This is a genomic window from Acidovorax sp. DW039, from assembly GCF_037101375.1.
In the GTDB taxonomy this organism is placed as follows: domain Bacteria; phylum Pseudomonadota; class Gammaproteobacteria; order Burkholderiales; family Burkholderiaceae_C; genus Acidovorax.
The window spans coordinates 4,394,448-4,415,405 of the sequence record NZ_AP029019.1; the positions used below are offsets into that span (position 1 = coordinate 4,394,448).

Here is a 20,958-nt window from a genome sequence, read left to right on the forward strand (position 1 = left end):
TTCTCAACCTCAGGGCCCTGCCCTTTGTCACACGAGGTCGCATGACATGAATGAACTTTTTGGTTTCTGGTCGCAATGGCTGCGGCCATCGGCGGGCCTTCCCACGGTGCAATGGTCGCTGCTGCTGGCGGCTGCCGCCGTCGTGGGTTACCTGTGCCAGCGGCACACCGGGTTGCCCAAAGTGGTGGGTTATACGCTGGTGGGCACGCTGGCAGGCCTGGCGGGCTTCAACGGTGCCGTCTGGCCCTTGCAGGGCATTGGCCTGTTCCTGGTGGAGCTGGGCATTGCCATCGTGCTGTTTGAGTGCGGGGGGCGCATTTCACTGCGCTGGTTCCGGCACAACCCCATGGTCCTGGTGCAGAGCATTGCCGAATCGGCCCTGACCTACTTTGCCGTGTACTGGACGCTGGTGTGGCTGGACCAGCCCACGCAGGTGGCTGGCCCATTGGCCCTGGTGGCCCTGGCAGCATCACCCGCGGTGCTGACGCGCGTGGTGGCCGATACGCGGGCCGCAGGCCCGGTGACGGAGCGGGCGGTGGTGCTGGCCACGCTGTCCACCCTGTACGCACTGACGCTGGGCTCGGCCTGGTCCGAGCAGATGAACCGGCATGCGGCCACCCTGCTGGATGCGATCTCTCCCGCAGTGGTCGTGCTGGGTGTCTCCATCCTGGTAGCAGCCGTGCTAACGCTGGTGCTGCGCATGGCGCTGCGGTTCATGAGCCCCACCAGCGAAAACACCTCCATGCTGCTGCTGGCGCTGATTGCCGCAGGGTCTACAGTGGCTTCCCACATGGGTGGATCGGCCCCGCTGGCTGCGCTGCTGGCAGGCATTCTGCTCAAGCAGCTCAATCCGCGCCCCTGGGCTTGGCCACGGCAGCTGGGCAACGCATCCTCGCTGCTCACCATGCTGATGTTTGTGCTGGTTTCCACCGTGGCCGCGCAGGCCGACTGGAGCGGGCCGGTGGCAGGCGCTGTGCTGGCCCTTATTGGCGTGCGGCTGGTGGCCAAGGCGCTGGGCGTGGCCATTGGCAACGTGGGTAGCGGTGCCAGCTGGCGCCAGGCCCTGTGGGTCGGTTGCGCCATGACGCCCATGTCTTCCATTGCCTTGCTGATTGCATCGCAGTTCGTGGTGGCCTCGCCGTCCACGGGCTACCGTATTGCCAGCATCGCACTGCCTGCCATCTTGCTGATGGAGATTCTGGGGGCCGTGATTGCCACTGTGGCCATCTACCGCGCAGGCGAAAGTTCCAAACCCTGGGCCCCGCTGCAGCGTGGCCGTGCCGGAGAATCCAATGAGTCTTGAAGCCTTCTCCCATTCCGAACCGCTGACACTGGGCGTCGAGCTGGAACTGCAACTCGTCAACACCCACGACTATGACCTGGCACCGTATGCAGAAGACATGCTGCGCCTGATGAAGAAGGTACCCCTGCCCGGCAGCGTGGTGCCCGAGATGACGAACAGCATGATCGAAATCTCCACCGCCGTGTGCCATTCGGCCAGCGAGGTGCTGGGGCAACTCACGCCCATCCGTGATGCGCTGGTCAAGAGTGCCGACAAGCTCAACATCGCCGTCGTGGGAGGTGGCACCCATCCCTTCCAGCAGTGGCATGAGCGCCGCATTTACGACAAGCCCCGCTTTCGTGAGCTGTCCGAGTTGTATGGCTACCTGTCCAAGCAGTTCACCATCTTCGGCCAGCACGTGCACATTGGCTGCCCCGATGCGAACGCTGCGCTGCTCATGCTGCACCGCATGAGCCGCTACATCCCGCACTTCATTGCGCTGTCGGCGTCCAGCCCCTACGTGCAGGGGCAGGACACCGCTTTTGACTCCGCGCGGCTGAACTCGGTGTTTGCATTTCCGCTGTCGGGCAGAGCTCCCTTTGTGCTGACCTGGGACGATTTTGGCAAGTACTTCGACAAGATGACCCGCACGGGCGTGGTGCGCAGCATGAAGGACTTCTACTGGGACATCCGCCCCAAGCCCGAGTTCGGCACCATCGAGATCCGAGTGTTCGATACGCCCTTGACCATTGAACGTGCTGCCGCACTGGCGGGCTATGTGCAGTCGCTGGGGGCATGGTTTCTGGCAGACCAGCCTTTCACTCCGCAGGAAGATGACTATCTGGTCTACACCTACAACCGCTTTCAGGCCTGCCGCTTTGGCATGGACGCGGTCTATGTAGACCCCGCCACGGGCGAGCACATGCCGCTGCGCGAGCACATCCTCATGACCATGGACCGCATTGCGGGCCACGCTGCTGCGCAGGGTGCCTCCAACGCCATGCATCTGCTGCGGCGCGAGACCGAAGCGGGCCAGAACGATGCACGCTGGCTGCGCGAGCGGCAGCGGCAGGAGCAACTACTAGCCGAAGTCAGCAGGCAGGCGGCGCAGCGCTTTCGCGGAACGCCTGCCTGAGTCATTGACCTGGCGGCGCCCTAAGCCACTTGCAGCGCTTGCTTGCGGGCCAGTTGCGTGCGGCCACCGTAGCCCCAGTCGCTGGCAGGCAGTTCACGCACGATCACGTAACTGGCTTGCGCCAGGGTGCCTCCCGCCGTCAGTTGCCGCTCCAGCTCTGCGTAGGCAGCTTGCACATAGGCGGCTTTTTCCTCTGCAGTGTTCGTGCCTGCCGTGATGCTGATCTCCAGCAACGCGGTGGGCTGCTGCACGGACTCTGCGCCAATGTGCCAGCGCGCCGCAGGAAGATCATCGATCACCACAGCAGTCACCTCACGGCGTTTACCCAGCACGCGCACGGTCAGATCGGTGAGCGCCACGGCCAGTTGCCGATAGCGCTCGGGGTTTTGCAAGGGGGTCAGTTTCAGGACAAGGGTGGGCATGGCATTCCTTTCAGGTGGGAGCCACTGTAGGCAGCGCAACACGCAGTGGAAACGGCCCGAAGGGCAATACCGTTTTGCGCGGCATGCAAAGGCCCGCAGTTACCATTGCCCGATGCGCGACATCCGCTTTGAAGACATGCACCTGTTTGCCCGCGTGGCCGACCTGGGCTCGCTGTCGGCCGTGGCGCGCGAGCGCGATGCGCCGGTGAGCCAGGTCTCGCGCACGCTGGCGCGCATTGAACAGTCCTGCGGTGCGCGGCTCGTGCACCGCAGCACCCACGGCCTCACGCTCACGGCCGAGGGGCAGACCTTTCTGGATTACTGCCGCCGCATCACTGGTGCGCTCGATGAACTCGAAGGCGAGTTCGCAGCGCACAGCGGCCAGCCCGGCGGCTGGGTGCGCGTGGCCTCCAGTTCGGTCGTGGCAGAGTACCTTCTGATTCCCAGCTTCGAGAGCCTGCAGCAACAGCACCCCCAACTGCGTATGGAACTGGTGGTGGACGACCGCATGGCCGACATGGCGCGCGATGGCATCGACATCGCCATTCGCACTGGCCCGCCGCTGACCGACACCGTGGTGGCACGCCCGCTAGGCACGCTGGCCCGCGCGCTGTACGCCACCCCTGGCTACCTGCAGGCCCACGGTGTGCCGCAGCAGCCCGGCGACCTGCGCAAACACCGGCTCATCACCAACAGCGCCGTGGCCTTTTTGAACCACTGGCCCTTTCTGGTCGACGGCCAGCCCCAGGAACTGGTGGCTGAGGGGCATTGGCGCTCTGATAGCACGGCCATCACGGCGCGCCTGGCCCTGCAAGGTTTGGGCATTGCGCGGCTGGCCACGGTGGTGGCCGAGCCCCTGGTGCACCAAGGGCTACTGGCTCCGGTGCTGGCTGGTTGCGTTGACCTACAGCCCACCCCCATTTACGCCATCACACTCTCCCGTCGGCATCGGCTCCCCAAAATACAGGCCTGCATCGACCACTGGGCGAAGTGGTTTTCTCCAGCCCCAAGCCGCACGTAATGGCTTCGGCCCTTTTTGGACTATGGACCACACCATGGGTGAATTCGACCTGATTGCACGCTACTTCACACGCCCTGTGCGCCACGCCGCTTTGGGCGTGGGCGACGACTGTGCGCTGCTGGCTCCGCGCGCAGGCATGCAACTGGCCATCAGCAGCGACATGCTGGTAGAGGGCCGCCATTTTTTTGCCGATGTGGAACCGGTCACCCTGGGGCACAAGGCACTGGCGGTCAACCTGTCTGACTTGGCGGCCTGCGGGGCTCGGCCGCTGGCCTTTACGCTGGCGCTGGCCCTGCCGCGCGTGGATGAGCCCTGGCTGGCGGGCTTCTCGCGGGGCCTGCTGGCGCTGGCCGACGCCCATGGCTGCGAGCTGATCGGCGGCGACACCACGCAGGGCCCGCTCAACATCTGCATTACCGTGTTTGGTGAAGTGCCCACCGGGCAAGCCCTGCTGCGCAGCGGCGCACGGGCAGGGGATGACATCTACGTAAGCGGCACGCTGGGCGATGCGCGCCTGGCGCTGGAGGCGCTGCTGGGCCATGTCCAGCTACCCGCCCCCGTGCTGGCCCAGACACGCCAGCGGCTGGAGCAACCCACCCCACGCGTGGCCCTGGGCATGGCGCTGCGCGGTATTGCCAGCAGCGCCATGGATGTGAGCGATGGCCTGCTGGGGGACTTTGGGCACATCCTCAAGGCCTCGGGTGTGGGGGCCAGCATCCACACCCACGAAACTATCAAATTGATAGCTTCCTGCGCTGATACAGCAAGCGCTGGAGCCTCTTTTTATCAAAACCTCCCCGAATCACTCCTGCACCAGTGCACCCTGGCGGGGGGGGACGATTACGAACTGATCTTTACCGCCCCACCGCACCGACGCGAGGCCGTGCAAGCCGCATCCACCCAAGCCCAGACACGCGTGACGCGCATTGGGCAGGTGGAGGCGCCCCCCGGCCTGCGCCTACAGGATGCGCAGGGCCAACCCGTGGAGAACCGCTTCGCATCGTTTGACCACTTTGCCTGATTGGCTGCGGGAGTTTTCCCTCACTTGTTGGCAATGATGCTGAGCAGCTCCTCGCGCGTGGTGGGGTCGTTCATGTATTTGGCGTACAGCGGGGACATGCGCCGCACGAAGGGCGACACATCCTTCACCCGCACAAACTGGGCCCCCTGCTTGGCGGTGGTGTCCTGCGCCTGGGCTACGCGCTTGTTCCACAGCTCCCGCATCAGCAACGCAGAGCGCGCACCCGCCTCCTGAAACGCGGTCTTGTCTGCCTCAGACAGCTTGGCCCACAGGGCAGATGAAACCACCAGCGCTTCGGGCGACACCACATGGTTGGTCACAAACACGCTCTTGGCGACTTTGTAGTGGCCTGTGGCCTCGTACGAGGGCATGTTGTTCTCGGCACAGTCGATCGCGCCTTTTTCAAAGCCCGCCATCACCTCCTTGAAAGGCAGCGGCACGGGCTTGGCGTCCAGCAGCTTGACCATTTCCACATAGATTTCAGACTGCTGCACCCGGATGGATGCGCCCGCCAGATCCCGCAGACTGGAGGGGCTGCGCCCCGCGCAGTAGAACGACCGCGCACCCCCGTCGTACCAGCCCAGCACCACGAAGCCCGCGGTCTTGAGGTTGGACGCAAAGCGCTCCCCCAGCTTGCCGTCCAGGTGGCGGAACATGTGGGCCGAGTCGGTAAAGAGGAAGGGCAGGTTCAGCACCTTGATGCCGGGCACGGCGTCTGACAGTGGGCCCGAGCTGAACTCCGCAATGTCCAGCTCGCCAGTCTTGAGCATCTGCACCGCCTTGGGCTGATCGCCCAGCACGGCGTTGGAGAACACCTCAACCTTGTAGCGCCCTTGCGTGGCCTTGCCCACCTGGTCGGCAAAGCTCTTCATGGCCTCGGTCACTGGGTAGCCATCGGGGTGGATGTTCCACGCCCTCAGCGTGGTCTGCGCCACAGCGGGCGCAGCCAGAACCCCACCCAACGCAAGCATTGCGATGCCCCGGCAGACGTACCCCCAATACCGTTTTGCGGTGTTTGTCATCTCCTCACTCCTTTTTTCATGGCGGCCCACCCCCAGCCTCGGTTATCACTTATTGATACGACATCCGATCAATTCATACATATCTCATCCACTCTTGATGACCATCAACTCGCCCCGTTGTCAGTTGACAATTCACGCGCAAGCAACTCGAAGAGACTACAAAAATCATGAAAATCAGAGGCTTTGATCGTCAATACGTCTTGATTTTCTGCAACATTTACTAACCAGCCATCCGGGTAAACGCCATCCCGCCCTTCTGTTTCATCTCCTCAGAATACACGTAGTTGTACGACGTCATTTTTCTTGGCTAGACAACTCTGCCGGCAGACAGACCGGCCAGCGGGCGCTGCGCGCCTGTGCTGTCACATATCCATTCACCGAGGAGACTGAAAAACATGAAACGCAGAGACTTTGCCCTGACCGCCGCCCTGTCACCCCTGCTGATGACAGCCTGCGGCGGAGGGGGCGGCAGCAGTGGCGGCGTGGAGCCCATCAATTTCACAGGAGCCAAGGCCGAGGCGGCCGCGGGCCTCAAGCGCGCTGCGCAGTACATGGACGAGGTGGTGTCGTACCAGGGCGGCTACGTGTGGTCTTACTCGCCTGACCTGAAGCAGACCTTTGGCGAAATGGAGGCCTACCGCACCATGTGCTGGATTCAGCCACCCGGCACGCCCTCGGTGGGCCATGTGTATCTGGACGCCTACCACGCTACCGGTGACGAGCGCTACTACCAGGCGGCTGAGCGCACCACCCTGGCCATCATCGCGGCCCAGCACAGCTCGGGCGGCTGGAACTACATCCACGACTTTGCGGGCGAAGACTCGCTCAAGAAGTGGTACGACACCATTGGCAAGAACGGCTGGCGGCTGGAAGAGTTCCAGCACTACTACGGCAACGCCACGTTTGACGATGCTGGCACGGCAGTGGCATCGCAACTGCTGCTGCGCATGTATGTGGAAAAGCGCGACGCCCGCTTTCTGGCCCCACTGCAAAAAGCCATCGACTTTGTGGTGAAGGCCCAGTTTGGCCCCGAGTACGGTATTGCCAACGGTGGCTGGCCGCAGCGCTTTCCGCACTTCCCCGGCTCGGTCAGCAGCATGCCGCTGCCCAATGCAGGGCAGATTCCGCCCGGCGGCATTGCGGGCATGGCCGATGGCGACTACACCCTGCACGTCACCTTCAACGATGACGTGATGGGCGAGAACATCAAGTTCCTGACCCTGTGCGTGATTGCCCTGGGCGAGACGCGCCTGATCGGCAACATCGAGCGCGCGATGGAATGCATGCGCCTGATGCAGCAGCCCGGCCCCCAGGCAGGCTGGAGCCTGCAGCACCTCTCGCGCCCCACGGATGGCCGCCCCGCTGGCGCGCCCGCGGGGGCACGCAGTTACGAGCCCCGCTCGCTGGCCACGCATACCACGCAGACCAACATCAACCAGCTGTTCAACTACTTCCAGCTCACGGGCGACAAGAAGTACCTGGCCCGCATCCCCGAGGCGATTGCCTGGCTCAAGAGCTGCCCCCTGCCCGCCGACGCAGCCACCAAGAACCCGCTGCTCGGCGGTGGCCGCACCCACCCCACCTTCATCGAGCTGGGCACCAACGACGGGCTGTACATGCACCGCTATGGCTCCAACATCCACAACGGTGCCTACTACGCCGACAAGGACTACACCAACACCATCAGCCACTACTCGGCAGGCCGCACGATCAACATCGCTGCACTGGAGAGCACCTACAACAAGCTCAACAGCATGACCAGCGCAGAGATTGCCGCCATGGTGGCCAAGTCACCACTCAAGACCAGCGGCACCCGTGAGCTGCCCAAGTACTTCTCGATCCGTGAGGTGGACTTCCCCGACCTGTTTGCAGGGGCCGTGATGACCACGCCCACCGTGCCCGACAGCGAAGCGCAAACCCTGCTGGCAGAGCTGGGCAGCAAAAGCTACTGGACTTCGCCCGTGCCAGAAATCGTCAACCCCTACAAGGGCGACGGGCCAAGCACCGCCTACACGGGCACGGCCTACCGCAGCAAGCATGTGGGTGATGTGTACGACACCTCGCCCTACCCCGCCGACAACCCGCCCGAAATCGAGCCCTACGTGAAGCGTGAGAAGCCGCAGTTCATCGTCACGTCCGAGTGGATTCGCCGCATGGGCCGGCTCATCGCCTACCTCACCCCCGTGGCCTGAGCCCCTGCGCAGAGCCCCGCCCACTCATCGCATCTGAAACAGCTCCTGATGAAAGCTGCGGGGCCTGCGCCCCAGGCGCTGCATGGCAGAGCGCAGTGCCTGCCCAAACCCTTGCGGCCCGCAAAACCACACGCTGGCGCGCGGGCTTGCGCTGGCCAGCAGGGCGTCTGCCGCCACGGGGCCTTGGGTGTCGCTGTAGTGGATGTGCAGGGTCACGCGGGGCAGCGATGCGCACAGCTGCTGCATGCGGCGCGCAAACACCGCCTCGTTCTCATTGCGCACGCAGTAGTGCAACTGCACCACCGGGGCCTGCTCAGGCGCGGCCTGAAGCGACTCCAGCCACGCCACAAAAGGTGTGGCCCCAATGCCCGCAGCCACCCACACCTGCTCGGGGGCCTTGTCGCGGCGGAAGTCAAACCGGCCATAGGGCCCCTCCACCCACACCGCCTGGCCCACAGAGACGCGCTGGGCCAGCCGGGCCGTGTAATCGCCCAGCGGCTTGATGGCGAACCGCACCCGCCCGTCGCGCTGGTCGGCATTGACCAGGGTGAAGGGGTGATGCCCCTCGGCCTGGCTCACCGTCAAAAACGCAAACTGCCCGGCCCGGTGGCTCCATGTGCCTTCCACCTGGCACTCCAGCTCGACCACCCCGCTGGCATGCACCTGCACATCCACCACCCGCGCAGGGTGGCGGCGGCTGCGCCCGATGCGCCCGCCCAGCGAACGCACGGCGCACACCACACCTGCCAGCGTGCACACAGCCACCAGCGCACCGGCAGGTTGGACCCACCAGTCGGGCGGCACCAGCACCACTGCATGGAAGGCCAGCACCAGGTACACCACCGCCAGCAACTTGTGCAGGTAGCGCCAGAGATGGTACGGAAAGCGCTGCCACAGCGTGATGACCAGCATGGCCGCCAGGAACCACACGGCCCACTCACCCATTTCCTCAGCAGAATGGCGAAACACGTTCAGCCACCAGTCAGGGCGCGGCGAACGCACCGGGCGGCCTACCCAAGCCACCAGCACGCTCTTGGACAACTGCGTGCCGTAGTGCAGCAGTGACAGCACCACGGCCCCAATGCCAGCCCACTTGTGCAGGCGGTAGATCTTGTCCATGCCGCCCAAAGGCCGCTCCAACCATACGGGCCGCAGCGACAGCACCATGATCAGGGACATCAGCACCCAGGCCCCCAGCCCGGTGAGCAGCAGAATCTGGTTGCGCCAGGCCCACACATTCATGGCGGGGCCTTGCCAGGGCACGGTCAGCGCCCACACCAACGCGGCCAGCGCCAAAGCGCTTGCGAGAACTTTTTTCATCATCCGGGGTGCCACCAAGCGGCACGTTTTTGGTATCGGAGCCCACGATAGCCCTCGGGGATGAAGCCATCCTTAATCCAACATAAACAAGGCGTAAAGAACGGGAAGACACATGCGAACGCGGCTGAACGCGGCTGCTAGGATTCGACCACCCGTGAACACGGGTTCCATGTCTCACCTGCCTACACCAGGAGCCCCTCGTGACACCTTCACGCATTCCACGCGCATCCTCCGCCACGCAAGGCACCCGCACCACAACAACCACCAGCAGCCCGCGCCTTGGGGTGCTGGCGGCAGCCACGCTGGCGGCGTGGGCCGCAGCGGCGTCCCCTGCCATGGCGCAGGACACGGCTTCGCGCATCGCCCGTGTCACCGTCTACCCCGGCAGCGCCACGGTAGAGCGCGTGGCCAAGGTGCCTGCCGGTGCGCGCAGCATCACGCTGGGCTGCCTGCCCGCATCGCTGGATGCGCAAAGCCTGCAGATCAACGCCGACCCCGCCGTGCGCGTGGGCGAGTTCAATGTGCGCACCGAAGACCGCGACGTGGTGGCAGCGTGCGCCAGCCCGCTCGACGGGCGCATTCGCGAGCTGGAGGACCAGATCGCCGCCTTGAAGGCCGAGGCGGCCTCGCTAGAGCTGGTGGACGGCTACCTCAAAAACGTGGCCACGGCGGGTGGTGGGCTTGAGACGCCCAGCGGCCGCCCGCAAGCCGCCACACCCGCGCAGATCACCGCCACCGCAGAGACACTGCGCAAGTCGGCACAAGAATCACAAACCCGCGCCTACCAGCTGCAGCGCAAGCAGCAGGCTCTGGAACTCGCCCTCAAGCCCCTGACGGCAGAGCGTGAACGCACCGCCAGCCAGCGCGCGCAGGTGGTCTCTGTCACCGTCACCCTGGCCACCGAGCGCGAGGCCGAGCTGCGCCTGTCCTACCAGGTGCGCGGCACAGGCTGGCAGCCCACCTACCGCGCCACGCTCGACGCTGCCAAGCCCAGCGTGCTGCTGGAGCGCCAGGCCCTGGTGGCGCAAAACAGCGGCGAAGACTGGAGCAACGTGCAGCTCACCCTCTCCACCGGCCAGCCCGGCCGCGCCACCCAGGGCCGCCTGCCCCGCCCCTGGACGCTGGATATCGCCCCGCCCGTCCCCAAGTCGGCTCCGGCTGTCGCTATGGCGATGTCGGCACCGGCGCCCGCATCGCCCGTCGCACGGCGCGGCGTGGCCGAGGATGCCCTGCCCAGCTTTGAAGTGAGCACCACGGACAAAGCCTTTGCCACTGAATTTGCGGTGCCGCAGCGCATCACCGTGCCCTCCAACGGCCAGCGCGTCACGCTGGCGCTGGGCAACTACACCGCCCCGGTCACCCTCATTACCCGCACAGCCCCCGCCGTGGAAGAAGCAGCCTACCTGGTGGCCGAGCTGGCACCGCCCCCCGGCGTGTGGCCCGTGGGCACTGCCAACCTGTACCGAGATGGGGCCTTTGTGGGCACCGGGCGCATCGACTTTGCAGCGGCCACCAGTGCCAATGGCACCAGCAGCCTGGCCTTTGGGCGCGACGAACTGATCACCGTGCGCGCCGAGCCCGTGCAGGACCTGACCAGCAGCGCGGGCTTTACCGGCTCGCGCGTGGAGCGCCGCACCCGCCGCGCCTACACGGTAGAAAACCGCCACAAGACGCCCGTCACCCTGCAGGTGCTGCATGCCGCGCCCCAGTCGCGCAACGAGAAGATCGAGGTCGAATCGCGCTACCAGCCCCAGCCTGCCGACCAGGCCTGGAACCGCACACCCGGCACCGTGGCCTGGCAACAGCCGCTGGCGGCAGGGGCCACCGCGCAGTTCAGCGCCGAACACACCATCCGCTACGCCAAAGACCTGGACGTGCAGGAACGCCAATGACCTTTGATTCCCCGACTTCTGCAGCAGCCACCGGCGTGGCCGCCCCGCGCCGCGCCAGCGCCGCCTTCATGCTGGCCCACCCGGCCCATGCCATTGCGCTGGGCTTTGGCTCAGGCCTCTCGCCCATCGCGCCCGGCACCGTGGGTACGCTGTGGGGCTGGATGTCGTTTCTGGTGCTCAAGCCCTGGCTGACGGCCTGGCAAATGGGCGCACTGATTGCGGGCGGAGCCCTGCTAGGCTGGTGGGCATGCACCACCACCGCGCGCAACCTGCGCGTGGCCGACCCCGGCGCGATCGTGTGGGACGAGATCGTCGCCTTCTGGCTCGTGCTGTGGCTGGCCATGCCCATGGGCCTGTCGGGCCAGATTGTGGCCTTCGCCCTGTTCCGCTTTTTTGACGCCGCCAAGCCCGGCCCGGTGGGCTGGGCCGATGGCCTCTTCAAAGGCTTTGGCTGGCGCGGGGGCTGGGGCATTCTGTTTGACGACTTTGTGGCCGCCTTCTGCACGCTGCTGGTGATTGCGCTGTGGAGATTTTTTGCATGAGCACCACCCACACGCCCAGCGCCCCGGCTACGGATTTGCTACCAAAAAGTGAGCTGTCTGCGCTTATCCATCAAGCGCTAGAGGCCGATTTGACTCAAATCTCCTCCACCCTGCTCGCCCGCGGCTGGATGCTGGCCACCGCCGAGAGCTGCACCGGCGGCATGATTGCCGCAGCCTGCACCGACCTGGCAGGCTCCAGCCAGTGGTTTGAGCGGGGCTTCGTCACCTATTCCAACGAGGCCAAGACCGACCTGCTGGGCGTGCCCGCTGCGCTGATCGCCGCCCACGGCGCCGTGAGCGAACCCGTGGCCCACGCCATGGCAGCAGGCGCAGTCGCCCGCTCCCGCGCCCAGGTGGCCGTGGCCGTCACCGGCATTGCAGGCCCCACCGGCGGCAGTGCCGACAAGCCCGTGGGCACCGTCTGGTTCGGCTGGGCCGTGAACGGCCACATCACCACCGCCACCCGCCGCTTTGACGGAGACCGCGCAGCCGTGCGGCAGCAGACGCTGGCGTGGGCGTGCGAACGGTTGAATGCACTCATCAACGCAGGCCACTGACACCCTTCGCTTCAGCGTCTGCCCAGCGCACCCGGCGCAGGTTGCTTATGCGTAAAACGAGCATGCATATGCACCATCCGATGCAAGCAAACCCAGCGCCCATGCGGGTTTGCGGCAGATCAAACGCCGGTGCAGACGCATTCGAACAATGGGGCTTTCCTTCATTCCTGATGCTGAAAGCCCCTCATGAGCCTCAACGTTTTCTGGTTTCTTCCCACCCACGGCGATGGCCGTTACCTTGGCAGCACGCAACAAGCGCGGGCCGTCGATCAAACCTATCTGCAGCAGATTGCCCAGGCCGCTGAACGCTTGGGCTACGGCGGTGTGCTGGTGCCCACGGGGCGCTCGTGCGAAGACTCGTGGGTCGTTGCCTCCAATCTGGCAGCGGTCACGCGCACGCTCAAGTTTCTGGTGGCGCTGAGACCCTCCACGTTCTCCGTCACAGCCAATGCGCGCATGGCGGCCACGCTCGATCGCCTCTCAGGCGGGCGCCTGCTCATCAACGTGGTGGCCGGAGGCGACGCGGGAGATCTGGAGGCCGATGGCACCTTCCTCTCGCACGCTGCACGCTACGACCATGCGCGTGAGTTCCTCCAAGTGTGGAAAGGCCTGCTGGCGGGCGAGACGGTGGACTTTGAAGGCGAGCACATCCAGGTCAAAGGCGCACGCCAGCTCTTTCCTCCGCTGCAGCAGCCGCACCCGCCGCTGTACTTTGGCGGCTCATCGCCCGCTGCACACGACCTGGCCGCCGAGCAGGTGGAGTTGTACATCTCTTGGGGCGAGCGCCCCGAAGATGTGGCGGCCAAGTTTGCAGACGTCCGTGCCCGCGCTGCTGCCCAAGGCCGCACCGTGCGTTTTGGCGTGCGCCTGCACGTCATCGTGCGCGAAACCGAGCAGGAAGCCTGGGCCGCTGCCGACCGCCTGATCTGCGAGCTGGACGACGACACCGTGGCCCGTGCGCAAGCGGCGCTGGGACGGCTGGATTCGGAAGGCCAGCAGCGCATGAGCGCACTGCACGGCGGCAAGCGCGACAAGCTGGAGATCAGTCCCAACCTGTGGGCCGGGGTAGGCCTGGTACGCGGTGGCGCAGGCACAGCGCTGGTGGGCAACCCGCAGCAGGTGGCAGACCGGCTGAAGGAGTACGCCGCGCTGGGGGCCGACACGTTTGTGCTCTCGGGCTACCCCCACCTCGAAGAGGCTTACCGCTTTGCCGAGCTGGTCTTTCCTCTGCTCCCTGTGGCAGTGCAAGAAAAGGTAGGAGCCACGCTGCTGAGCCCGTTTGGCGAAGCGATCGCAGACGGTGCCGTGCCGCGGCTGAAAGTGGCCCAAAGCTGAGCGAGCCGACGGGTGGTGTGAACGTCGCCCAGGCGGCAGTCACACCACAGGGGCGGGGTGTAGCATGAACGCCCACATTCAGGAGGAGACCGCATGCATCCCAACGCCCAGACCCTGCACCGCTTCTACAACGCCTTCAGCCAGCTCGACCACGCCACCATGGCGGCCTGCTATGCGCCTGATGCCCGGTTTGACGACGAAGCCTTCTCGCTCCAGGGTCGTGAGCAGATCGGTGGCATGTGGCGCATGCTGTGCAGTGCTGCGCAAAAACCCGGCGCGCAGGAGCACTGGAAGCTGGAGTTCAACGGCATTCAGGCCGACGCCAATGGCGGGCGGGCGCACTGGGAGGCACACTACCTCTTCAGCGCCACGGGCCGCACGGTGCACAACATCATCGACGGCACCTTCACCTTCACGCCCGATGCGCTGATTGCCACGCACCGTGACCACTTCAACTTCTGGCGCTGGTCGCGCCAGGCCCTGGGCACGCCGGGGCTGCTGCTGGGCTGGTCGCCCTCACTCAAGCGCAAGGTGCGCAGCACGGCGGCGGCCAATCTGAAGAAGTTTCTCGCCCAAGGGTGATCTTGCGCCCCCGGGGCATCGGGGGCTTCAGATTTCCTGTGGAGGGCCGATAAATAGATAACTATTTGTCAACAACACAGGGAGGGAATGCCCGTGACGCAGCTGTCGTCGCTCGCCACTGCGCGCACCACCACTACGGTCAACGCGGATGCAGGGGCACTGCGCCAACGGGTGGAAGAGGCTGCTGCGAAACAGCTATCCACCGCTCCTGATGCATCAGGAGCCTCCGCCCCGGCAGCGCTCCTCGCCAGCTCTGCGCCGTCGCTGGTCTGGAGTGCATTGCCTGCAGACCGCGTGGTGCCACCCGACAACACCTACGGTGCATCGGGATTGTTCAGCATCACTCAAACGCCAGCGTCTGCCCCGCCAGACGATCTCTCTGCCCTCTTCCCCAAGCTGGCACCGGCTTGGTCTCAGGCCCCGGCTGATGACGCCACCAGCAGCCTGATGGAACGCAACTACACACGCAGCAAGACGGGCGATCTCGCCGGGCAGTGGAACGGACTGGGCAAATCCCTGCTATCGCGGGCGTCTGCACCTTCCAAAGGGCCGCTGCAGTACGAGCAAACCTATCTTTCGGCAGCAGACCCCTCACAGCCGCTGAAGGCGCAATTTGCCCAGTTACAGCACGGAGCCACCACTGTCCATCTGCAGATCAAGACCCGCTCAGGACAGACGGTCGATTTGCAGATTGCAGTCAACAACCAGCCCGAAAAGCTGGGCCAAGCCAGCAGCCATGGCCTGCAGGTGAGCCTGAACACCTCAGCACCGCTGAGCGATACCGAACGGCAAGCGCTGGCGACCCTGTCAGACGGGCTGGAAGAAGCGCTGGCAGGGCTGGGCAGCGACCAGAAACTGGAAATGAAACTGTCCGGCCTTCTGAACTATGACCGCGGCGTGTTCTCGCAGCTCAGCCTGGAGATCAAGAACCCCACCCCATCGGCGGCGCTGGGTGCGTTTGCGCTGAAGCTGGGTGACGGCGGGAACTCGCTGTCTTACGAAGGGAAAGCGGGCAAGCTGGACTTGCGTCTGGATGCGGCCCCACTGCTGCCAACAGGCAGCGCAGAGCAGCGGCAGGCGGCCATTGCACTGCAATTGCTGCGCATCGATGCGGCCGCCGCGCGCAGCCATGCCGACGAAAAGCTGGTGGCCTTGTTCAAAAGCGGCTTTTCGCAACTGCATGGCGTCGCGCCCAACAAGCCCGCCGAAAAGCCGCTGGAGAGCCCCGGCCCCATGGATGCAGGCGTGGCCGACGACGCCCAGGCAATGCTCAGCGGGCTGGTGGATTTTGAAGCCAGCTTCAGCGGCGACTTCACCCGCGCCAACCGCTGGGGCAGCACCAATGAACAAGGCCATGCGCAGTACGCCATCAGCCAAAAGACCAAGGTGGAAGCAGATGACAAGCAGAAAACCGCCACCATCGTCCAGGTGCAGAACGAGCAGCTGCAGTCCACCTACGCCAAGGCGCGCCATGGCGGCATGCTCGACCTGTCATCTGGCAACTATGACCGGCACACCATTCAGGACAGCAACACGACCACCATCGCGATCAACGTGGCCAAGGGCAAGATCGCCGAGGCCGTGCGTAGCACGGACACCCGGCAATTGGAAACCGAGGAAATGCTGGTGAAACACCGCGTGATGGAGCGACACGAAACGCCGAACCACCAGCGGCTGGTGACGCTGCTGGTGTGAGTACCGGGCGGCTACCCGCGCCCGGCGCTCTCAAAAGTCGATGGAGTAGCCCACCGTGAGCGTGCGCCCGCGCCCCGCAAAGTAGCGCAAGGGCTCCACCAGCGCACTTTGCGAGTAGTAGGTGATGTAGTTGCGGTTGAACAGGTTGGCCACCGCAAGGCGCAGGGTGCCTTGCTTGCCAGGCAGCTTGTAGTTCAGGCTTGCGTCCACCAGGGTGTAGCCGGTGAACTTTCTGGCCGGGTCACCAAAGTCTTTGCTGAAGGCGTGCTGCAGTTGCAGAAAGGACGACAGCTGCTCGTCCCACTGCGCCGTCCAGGAGGCGATCAGCCGGTTCGGTGCCACGTTCAGGCCGTCGAGCTTCGCGTCCAGGCTGCCGTTGTCGTCGCTGTCGTACCGCCCACGGGTGTGCACGTACGACAGCTTGCCCTTGTGGGCACGATTGAAGCGGTAGGCCAGACCTGCATCCACACCGTCAATCTGGTTCTTCTCTCGCGCCAGCATGAAGGCATCGTTCACCCGGATCACACGGCTGCCGTAATCTGAGGACGAGCGAAACCAGCTCGCCTCGGCCTCCCACGGGCCGCGCTTGAAGCGCGCGCCCAGCTCCATGCTCTGGGTCACGATGGGGCTCAGGCTGTGCATGTCGTCCACATTCTGGCCGGGCGTGTTGATGGCGCGCAGCACACGGCCCACGTCGGGCATGCCAAAGCCTTCGGAGTAGCTGGCAAAGAGGTTCCAGTTCTGGGTGGGCTCAAAGACGATGCCTGCGTTGTAGAGCGTCTCGTTGAAGTCCAGCGTGCCGCCCTGCACCGCCACGCGGTTGTAGCGCGCCAGGGTGCGGTAGGAGTCGATGCGCAGATCGGCAAACTCGCGGCGCACGCCGCCGTGCAGCGTCCACTTCTCCAGCGGCTTGTATTCGCCCTGCACAAACAGCGACAGGTTGCGGTACTCGGACTCGGGCACATAGGTGCGGCCCGTGCCATACAGATCTTGCTTGCCCTTGTCCACCAGCGTGTCAAAGCCAGCGGTGAGCTTGAGCCGGCTGTCGAGCAAGTCGGCCTTGGTCAGCGTGACCTTGCTGCCGAGCTTTTTGGACACGGCCCGCGACTGGTCGTACAGCGTGCCCACGGGGGCGATGGTGGCGTCCTGGAAGGTGGCCGAACTGTCGGCGCCGAACAGGCCTTCAAAGTCCTGGTGGAACACCATCGCAGACAGCTCCATGCCCGCCAGGTCGTAGTGGTTGTAGCTGACGCTGGAAGTCCACACGTCGTTCCACGGCGGGGTGCCTGGGGGTGTTCCGCGCACCGAGGTGGTGGGCAGGCCCGTGGTGCGGTTGCCTGCCACCGCCAGGTAGTTGGCCTCGGACTTGATTTGGTAGCGGTTCAGCGAAAACTGCAGACGCTGGTTATCGTCCAGCCACCAGCCGATCTTGCCCAGGATGTCGTAGCTGCGCGAATCCATCAGGTCGCCCTGGGTGTTGTCTGCGCCAATCGACCGCCCCTTGGCGTCACGGTACAGCCCCTGGTCTTCTGCCGCAATGGCAAACAGATAGTCCAGCCGGTCCTGGCGGCCACTGGCACGGTAGGTGGTCTTGTAGCCCATCACGTCGCTCCCGATGTGGGACGTGGGCATAGTGGCCTGCACATCCACATGCTGGTTGAAGGCACCGTTTTCGGACCGCTTGGTGATGAGGTTGATGGTGCCGCCCGTGGCCCCCAGGCCGTTGACCGCGTTGGCTCCCTGGATGACCTCGATGCGCTCGACCATGGAGAAGTCGATGGTGTGCGCCTCGCGCCCCGTGGGGCGGATGGGGTTGGACTGCGGCACGCCGTCGATCAGGATCAGCGGGGTGCGGCCCCGCAGGGTTTCGCCGCTGCCGTTCATCTTGCCGCGGCTGGGCGTGTACGACGGAATCAGGTTGCTCAGCACATCCGACGAGTTGGTGGACAGCGCCAGTTGGCGGTCAATATCGGCCTTGCTGATGATCTGCACCGTCTGCGGGGCCTTGTCAGCCTCGATGTTGGAGCGAGAGGCCTGCACGACGACCGTCTCCAGCGCTTCGCCTTGCGCAGGGCTGCGAGGCGCTGCAGGAGCGGACAAAGCGGTCTCTGGTGCGGCGGCCACCAAGGGGAGCGCGCCCGCGCCAGCGGCTGGCTCAGCAGGCACAGCCCCCGGCACGGCTTGCGATACGGGCGAGCCCGGCACAGCGTTTGACGCAGGTGCCAGCAGGTAGCCCGCCCCGGTTTTTTGAATGGACACGCCTGTGCCCTGGAGCAGCCGGGCAAAGCCTTCTTCGACGCCAAAGCGACCGCTGATCCCTTGGGTTTGCAGGCCCGCCACACGCTGGGGGTCTACCACCAGCGCGACACCGGCCTGCTGTGCAAAGCGGGTCAGCGCCGGTGCCAGCGGGCCTGCCGGAATGTGGAAGACCTGCGGGCTGGCCGCGCCCGATGCCTGAGCCTGAGCCCCACCCGACAAAGTGGACAGGGCCAGTGACAACGAGAGTGCGAGGGGGGACAGGCAGCCTTGCGGGCTGAATCGCTTTGTGAAGCCTTGTGTATGCATGGGAAGGGTTCCTTTTTCCGTGTTCTGAGGAGTTCATCGCCTTGACGAACAGCAAACGGAAAAGTGGAACCAGCCACGCCCCATTTTTTCAGGAAATGCTCACGGCGCGGGTTGCAGACCGACCCAGACCCAGCGCGACGCCACGGAGCGCAGGCGCAACTGCGGGAAGTTCTGCTGCAGCAGGCGCAAGGCCTGCGCGGTGTCGTCCAAGGGCAAAACCGCCGAGACGCGAATGCCCGCCAGCGCGGCGCGGTCGAAATACAGGGGTCCGGCGTGGTGGGCAGCCAGCCGGTCCAGCACCTCTGGCAGCGGCCTGTCGTCCACCACCAGTTGGTGGCTTTGCCAACCCTGCTCCACGCTGGCTGCGTCCACAGCCTCCACCGCACCCATGCCACGGGCATCCACATGCAAGCGCTGCCCGGCAGCCACCACCACGGGCTGGGCCGCATCAGCGCCTTGCACCGCCACGCGCGACTCCAGCATCTCCAGCGTCATGCCGCCGTCGCCATACGTGACCGCGAAGCGCGTGCCCAGGGCGCGAATGCGGCCCAGCGGCGTTTGCACGTAGAAGGGGCGCGTGGCGTCCTTGGCCACCTCGACCAGCAGGCTGCCGCGCAGCAGTTCGACCACGCGCTCGCGCTCGTCCGCGCGCCACTGGATGGCCGTGACACCGCTGAGGGTGACCTGCGAGCCATCGCTCAGCGTTTGCCGCTGCCATTGCCCGCTGCTGCTGCGCACATCCGCCCACAGGTGCGCAGGCGGGTGCTGGTGCAAGGCAAGCCATGTTGGCAGGGCCAGCAGCGCGGCCAGCACCAGCGCCCCTGCAGCGCGGCCCACGGCCCAGCGCTGGCGCGTGCGGCGCACGCCCTGCTGCGCGGCATCCAGTGCGGCGCGGGCTGCACGGGCATCGCCAGCGCCTGCGCCCACCTGCTTGACCCGGCCAATGAAGGACTCCAGGCGCTCTGCGGCCTCGGCATGCCGGGGGCTTTGCGCACGCCACGCTGCAAAGCCCTGCTGTGCGGCGGCGCGCTCTGCGGGGTCGTCGCTATCCAGCTGCACCATCCAGACAGCCGCCTCTTCGGCCAGATCTGCGGGGGGTGATGCATCCCACGGGCGCATGGGCGTAGATGTACGCGTAGGCACAGGCATCAACCCTGCACTGCGCGCTGGCAGTGGGCCAGTGCCTGGATCAGGTACTTCTGCACCATCTTGGTGGAAACGCCCAGAGCCTCAGCAGCCACGGCATGGGTGTGGCCTTCCAGATAGCACAGCAAAAAAGCCTGCCGCGCCTTGGGCGGCAGCCCATCCAGCGCCAGCTCGATCTGCAGCAGGGCCTCTATGGTTTGCGCCACTTCTTCGGCAGACGCCGCTGCCTCGCGGCAGGCGGCCGCCACGGCGGCCAGTTCAGCCAGGTAGGCCTGTTCGATGAGGCGGCGGCGGGCCTCGTCAATCAACAGCCGCTTGGCCGTGGTGACCAGGTAGGCACGCGGCTCACGCATGCCCAGCAGCGCATCGCGCGAACCCAGAATGCGCACAAAGGTGTCTTGCGCCACATCGGCCGCATGGTGGCCGCACCCCAGCCTGCGGCGCAGCCAGCCAAACAGCCATCCGTGATGTTCGCGATACAGCACCTGCAGTTGCTGCTGCAGAACTGCCCCGGCCAGCGCCATGAGAACCTCCAAGCCCGGTGACAGATCACTGTCACTTTTTGAGAATGGTTCTCATTTTATAGATTAATCACCTCAAGATGGATGCGCAGCCGAGCCTACGCCGGAAAATATTACACATCAAAAATGCCTCTAGCGCTTATCCAGAAAGCGTAAGCAGCTATTACTTCAATAGCAAACATCAAACCACAGGGCAGCTCTGGCGCTTCTGATACTTCCGGTGCAATCAGCCCACACGGGATCACTGACGGCTTTGGAGACGGAATGCCCACCGTGCGCTACGACTTGTGCACATCCCTGAACAAGAGCATGTCGGCGATGCGCTGCGATTTGTCCCCCTCAAACCCCAGCGAGAGCGACCGCTCTGGCGGGTTGACCCAGGTGCCAAACAGGATGTCCCACAGGGGCAGGCCGTAGTTTTGCGCGTGGTGGTCCAGCGCGTGGTGCACGGTGTGCATTTCGGGGCGCTGAATGAAATAGCCCAGCCACCGGGGTGTGCGCAGGTCGCTGTGCAGGAACAGATCGAACGCGCCCGTCAACGCGATGGCAATGGCTGCGGCCACCGGCGAAGCGCCCAGAATGAGGTAGCTGGTAAAGCAACTGATGAGCACCGCGGCCGCCGAATCCAAGGGGTGGGCATAAAAGGCCGTGAGGGCTTCCACCCGTTTGGCGCTGTGGTGCAGCTGATGGAAGATGCGCCACAGCACG

General features: G+C 65.0%; 18 protein-coding genes. 11 read left to right on the top strand and 7 right to left on the bottom strand.

The window, feature by feature from the left end; genetic code table 11:
- Positions 1-46: 46 nt before the first annotated feature.
- The gene (locus AACH87_RS19710; protein WP_338796262.1) at positions 47-1,303 is read left to right on the top strand and encodes a cation:proton antiporter; all 1,257 of its coding nucleotides are present in this window, start codon (positions 47-49) and stop codon (positions 1,301-1,303) included.
- A complete protein-coding gene (locus AACH87_RS19715) occupies positions 1,293-2,417 on the top strand; it encodes a YbdK family carboxylate-amine ligase (protein WP_338796263.1) in 1,125 nt (374 codons plus the stop codon). The genes AACH87_RS19710 and AACH87_RS19715 overlap by 11 nt, the downstream gene beginning before the upstream one ends.
- Before the next feature lie 20 nt (positions 2,418-2,437).
- Here AACH87_RS19715 and AACH87_RS19720 read toward each other — a convergent pair whose 3' ends face one another.
- The gene (locus AACH87_RS19720) at positions 2,438-2,839 is read right to left on the bottom strand and encodes a tautomerase family protein (protein ID WP_338796265.1); all 402 of its coding nucleotides are present in this window, start codon (positions 2,837-2,839) and stop codon (positions 2,438-2,440) included.
- Positions 2,840-2,951: 112 nt separating this feature from the next.
- On the opposite strand from AACH87_RS19720, the gene AACH87_RS19725 reads away from it, so the two are divergent.
- Positions 2,952-3,860 carry a LysR family transcriptional regulator gene (locus tag AACH87_RS19725; RefSeq protein WP_338796266.1) on the top strand — a complete coding sequence of 303 codons (909 nt, stop codon included), beginning with the start codon at positions 2,952-2,954 and terminating at the stop codon, positions 3,858-3,860.
- A 34-nt stretch (positions 3,861-3,894) separates the two neighbouring features.
- Positions 3,895-4,881 (top strand): thiamine-phosphate kinase, encoded by a 987-nt coding sequence (gene thiL, locus AACH87_RS19730; protein ID WP_338796267.1) that lies wholly within the window; start codon positions 3,895-3,897, stop codon positions 4,879-4,881.
- Positions 4,882-4,901: 20 nt separating this feature from the next.
- On the opposite strand, the gene AACH87_RS19735 is transcribed toward thiL, so the two are convergent.
- Positions 4,902-5,852, bottom strand: coding sequence for a TRAP transporter substrate-binding protein (locus AACH87_RS19735; RefSeq protein WP_338799026.1), 951 nt, complete (start codon positions 5,850-5,852; stop codon positions 4,902-4,904).
- Between the two features lie 446 nt (positions 5,853-6,298).
- Between AACH87_RS19735 and AACH87_RS19740 the strand changes: the two genes are divergently transcribed.
- Positions 6,299-8,095, top strand: a complete 1,797-nt coding sequence (locus tag AACH87_RS19740; RefSeq protein ID WP_338796268.1) for a pectate lyase — start codon at positions 6,299-6,301, stop codon at positions 8,093-8,095.
- A 24-nt stretch (positions 8,096-8,119) separates the two neighbouring features.
- Here the strand turns inward: AACH87_RS19740 and AACH87_RS19745 are convergent, their stop codons facing one another.
- Positions 8,120-9,415 (bottom strand): ferric reductase-like transmembrane domain-containing protein, encoded by a 1,296-nt coding sequence (locus tag AACH87_RS19745; RefSeq protein WP_338796269.1) that lies wholly within the window; start codon positions 9,413-9,415, stop codon positions 8,120-8,122.
- Between the two features lie 335 nt (positions 9,416-9,750).
- On the opposite strand from AACH87_RS19745, the gene AACH87_RS19750 reads away from it, so the two are divergent.
- The 6 genes from AACH87_RS19750 (at position 9,751) to AACH87_RS19775 (ending at position 16,018) form a co-directional block, all read left to right on the top strand.
- Positions 9,751-11,307, top strand: a complete 1,557-nt coding sequence (locus AACH87_RS19750) for a DUF4139 domain-containing protein (protein ID WP_338799028.1) — start codon at positions 9,751-9,753, stop codon at positions 11,305-11,307.
- Positions 11,304-11,849, top strand: coding sequence for a phosphatidylglycerophosphatase A (locus tag AACH87_RS19755; RefSeq protein WP_338796271.1), 546 nt, complete (start codon positions 11,304-11,306; stop codon positions 11,847-11,849). Before AACH87_RS19750 ends, AACH87_RS19755 begins: the two co-directional genes overlap by 4 nt.
- A complete protein-coding gene (locus AACH87_RS19760; RefSeq protein WP_338796272.1) occupies positions 11,846-12,406 on the top strand; it encodes a CinA family protein in 561 nt (186 codons plus the stop codon). The genes AACH87_RS19755 and AACH87_RS19760 overlap by 4 nt, the downstream gene beginning before the upstream one ends.
- A gap of 186 nt (positions 12,407-12,592) precedes the next feature.
- Positions 12,593-13,741 (top strand): FMNH2-dependent alkanesulfonate monooxygenase, encoded by a 1,149-nt coding sequence (gene ssuD / locus AACH87_RS19765; protein WP_338796273.1) that lies wholly within the window; start codon positions 12,593-12,595, stop codon positions 13,739-13,741.
- 93 nt (positions 13,742-13,834) lie between these two features.
- On the top strand, positions 13,835-14,323 hold the full coding sequence (locus AACH87_RS19770; RefSeq protein ID WP_338796275.1) for a nuclear transport factor 2 family protein: 489 nt from the start codon (positions 13,835-13,837) through the stop codon (positions 14,321-14,323).
- Between the two features lie 93 nt (positions 14,324-14,416).
- Positions 14,417-16,018, top strand: a complete 1,602-nt coding sequence (locus tag AACH87_RS19775) for a hypothetical protein (protein WP_338796276.1) — start codon at positions 14,417-14,419, stop codon at positions 16,016-16,018.
- A gap of 30 nt (positions 16,019-16,048) precedes the next feature.
- Here the strand turns inward: AACH87_RS19775 and AACH87_RS19780 are convergent, their stop codons facing one another.
- The 4 genes from AACH87_RS19780 to AACH87_RS19795 form a co-directional block, all read right to left on the bottom strand.
- A complete protein-coding gene (locus AACH87_RS19780; RefSeq protein ID WP_338796277.1) occupies positions 16,049-18,583 on the bottom strand; it encodes a TonB-dependent receptor in 2,535 nt (844 codons plus the stop codon).
- Between the two features lie 99 nt (positions 18,584-18,682).
- Complete coding sequence (locus AACH87_RS19785) at positions 18,683-19,702, bottom strand: FecR domain-containing protein (protein ID WP_338796278.1); 1,020 nt, start codon at positions 19,700-19,702, stop codon at positions 18,683-18,685.
- A gap of 29 nt (positions 19,703-19,731) precedes the next feature.
- Entirely contained in the window at positions 19,732-20,253 is a 522-nt protein-coding gene (locus AACH87_RS19790) for a sigma-70 family RNA polymerase sigma factor (RefSeq protein ID WP_338796279.1), read from the bottom strand.
- A gap of 275 nt (positions 20,254-20,528) precedes the next feature.
- Positions 20,529-20,957 carry a sterol desaturase family protein gene (locus AACH87_RS19795; protein WP_338796280.1) on the bottom strand — a complete coding sequence of 143 codons (429 nt, stop codon included), beginning with the start codon at positions 20,955-20,957 and terminating at the stop codon, positions 20,529-20,531.
- Position 20,958 lies beyond the last annotated feature (1 nt).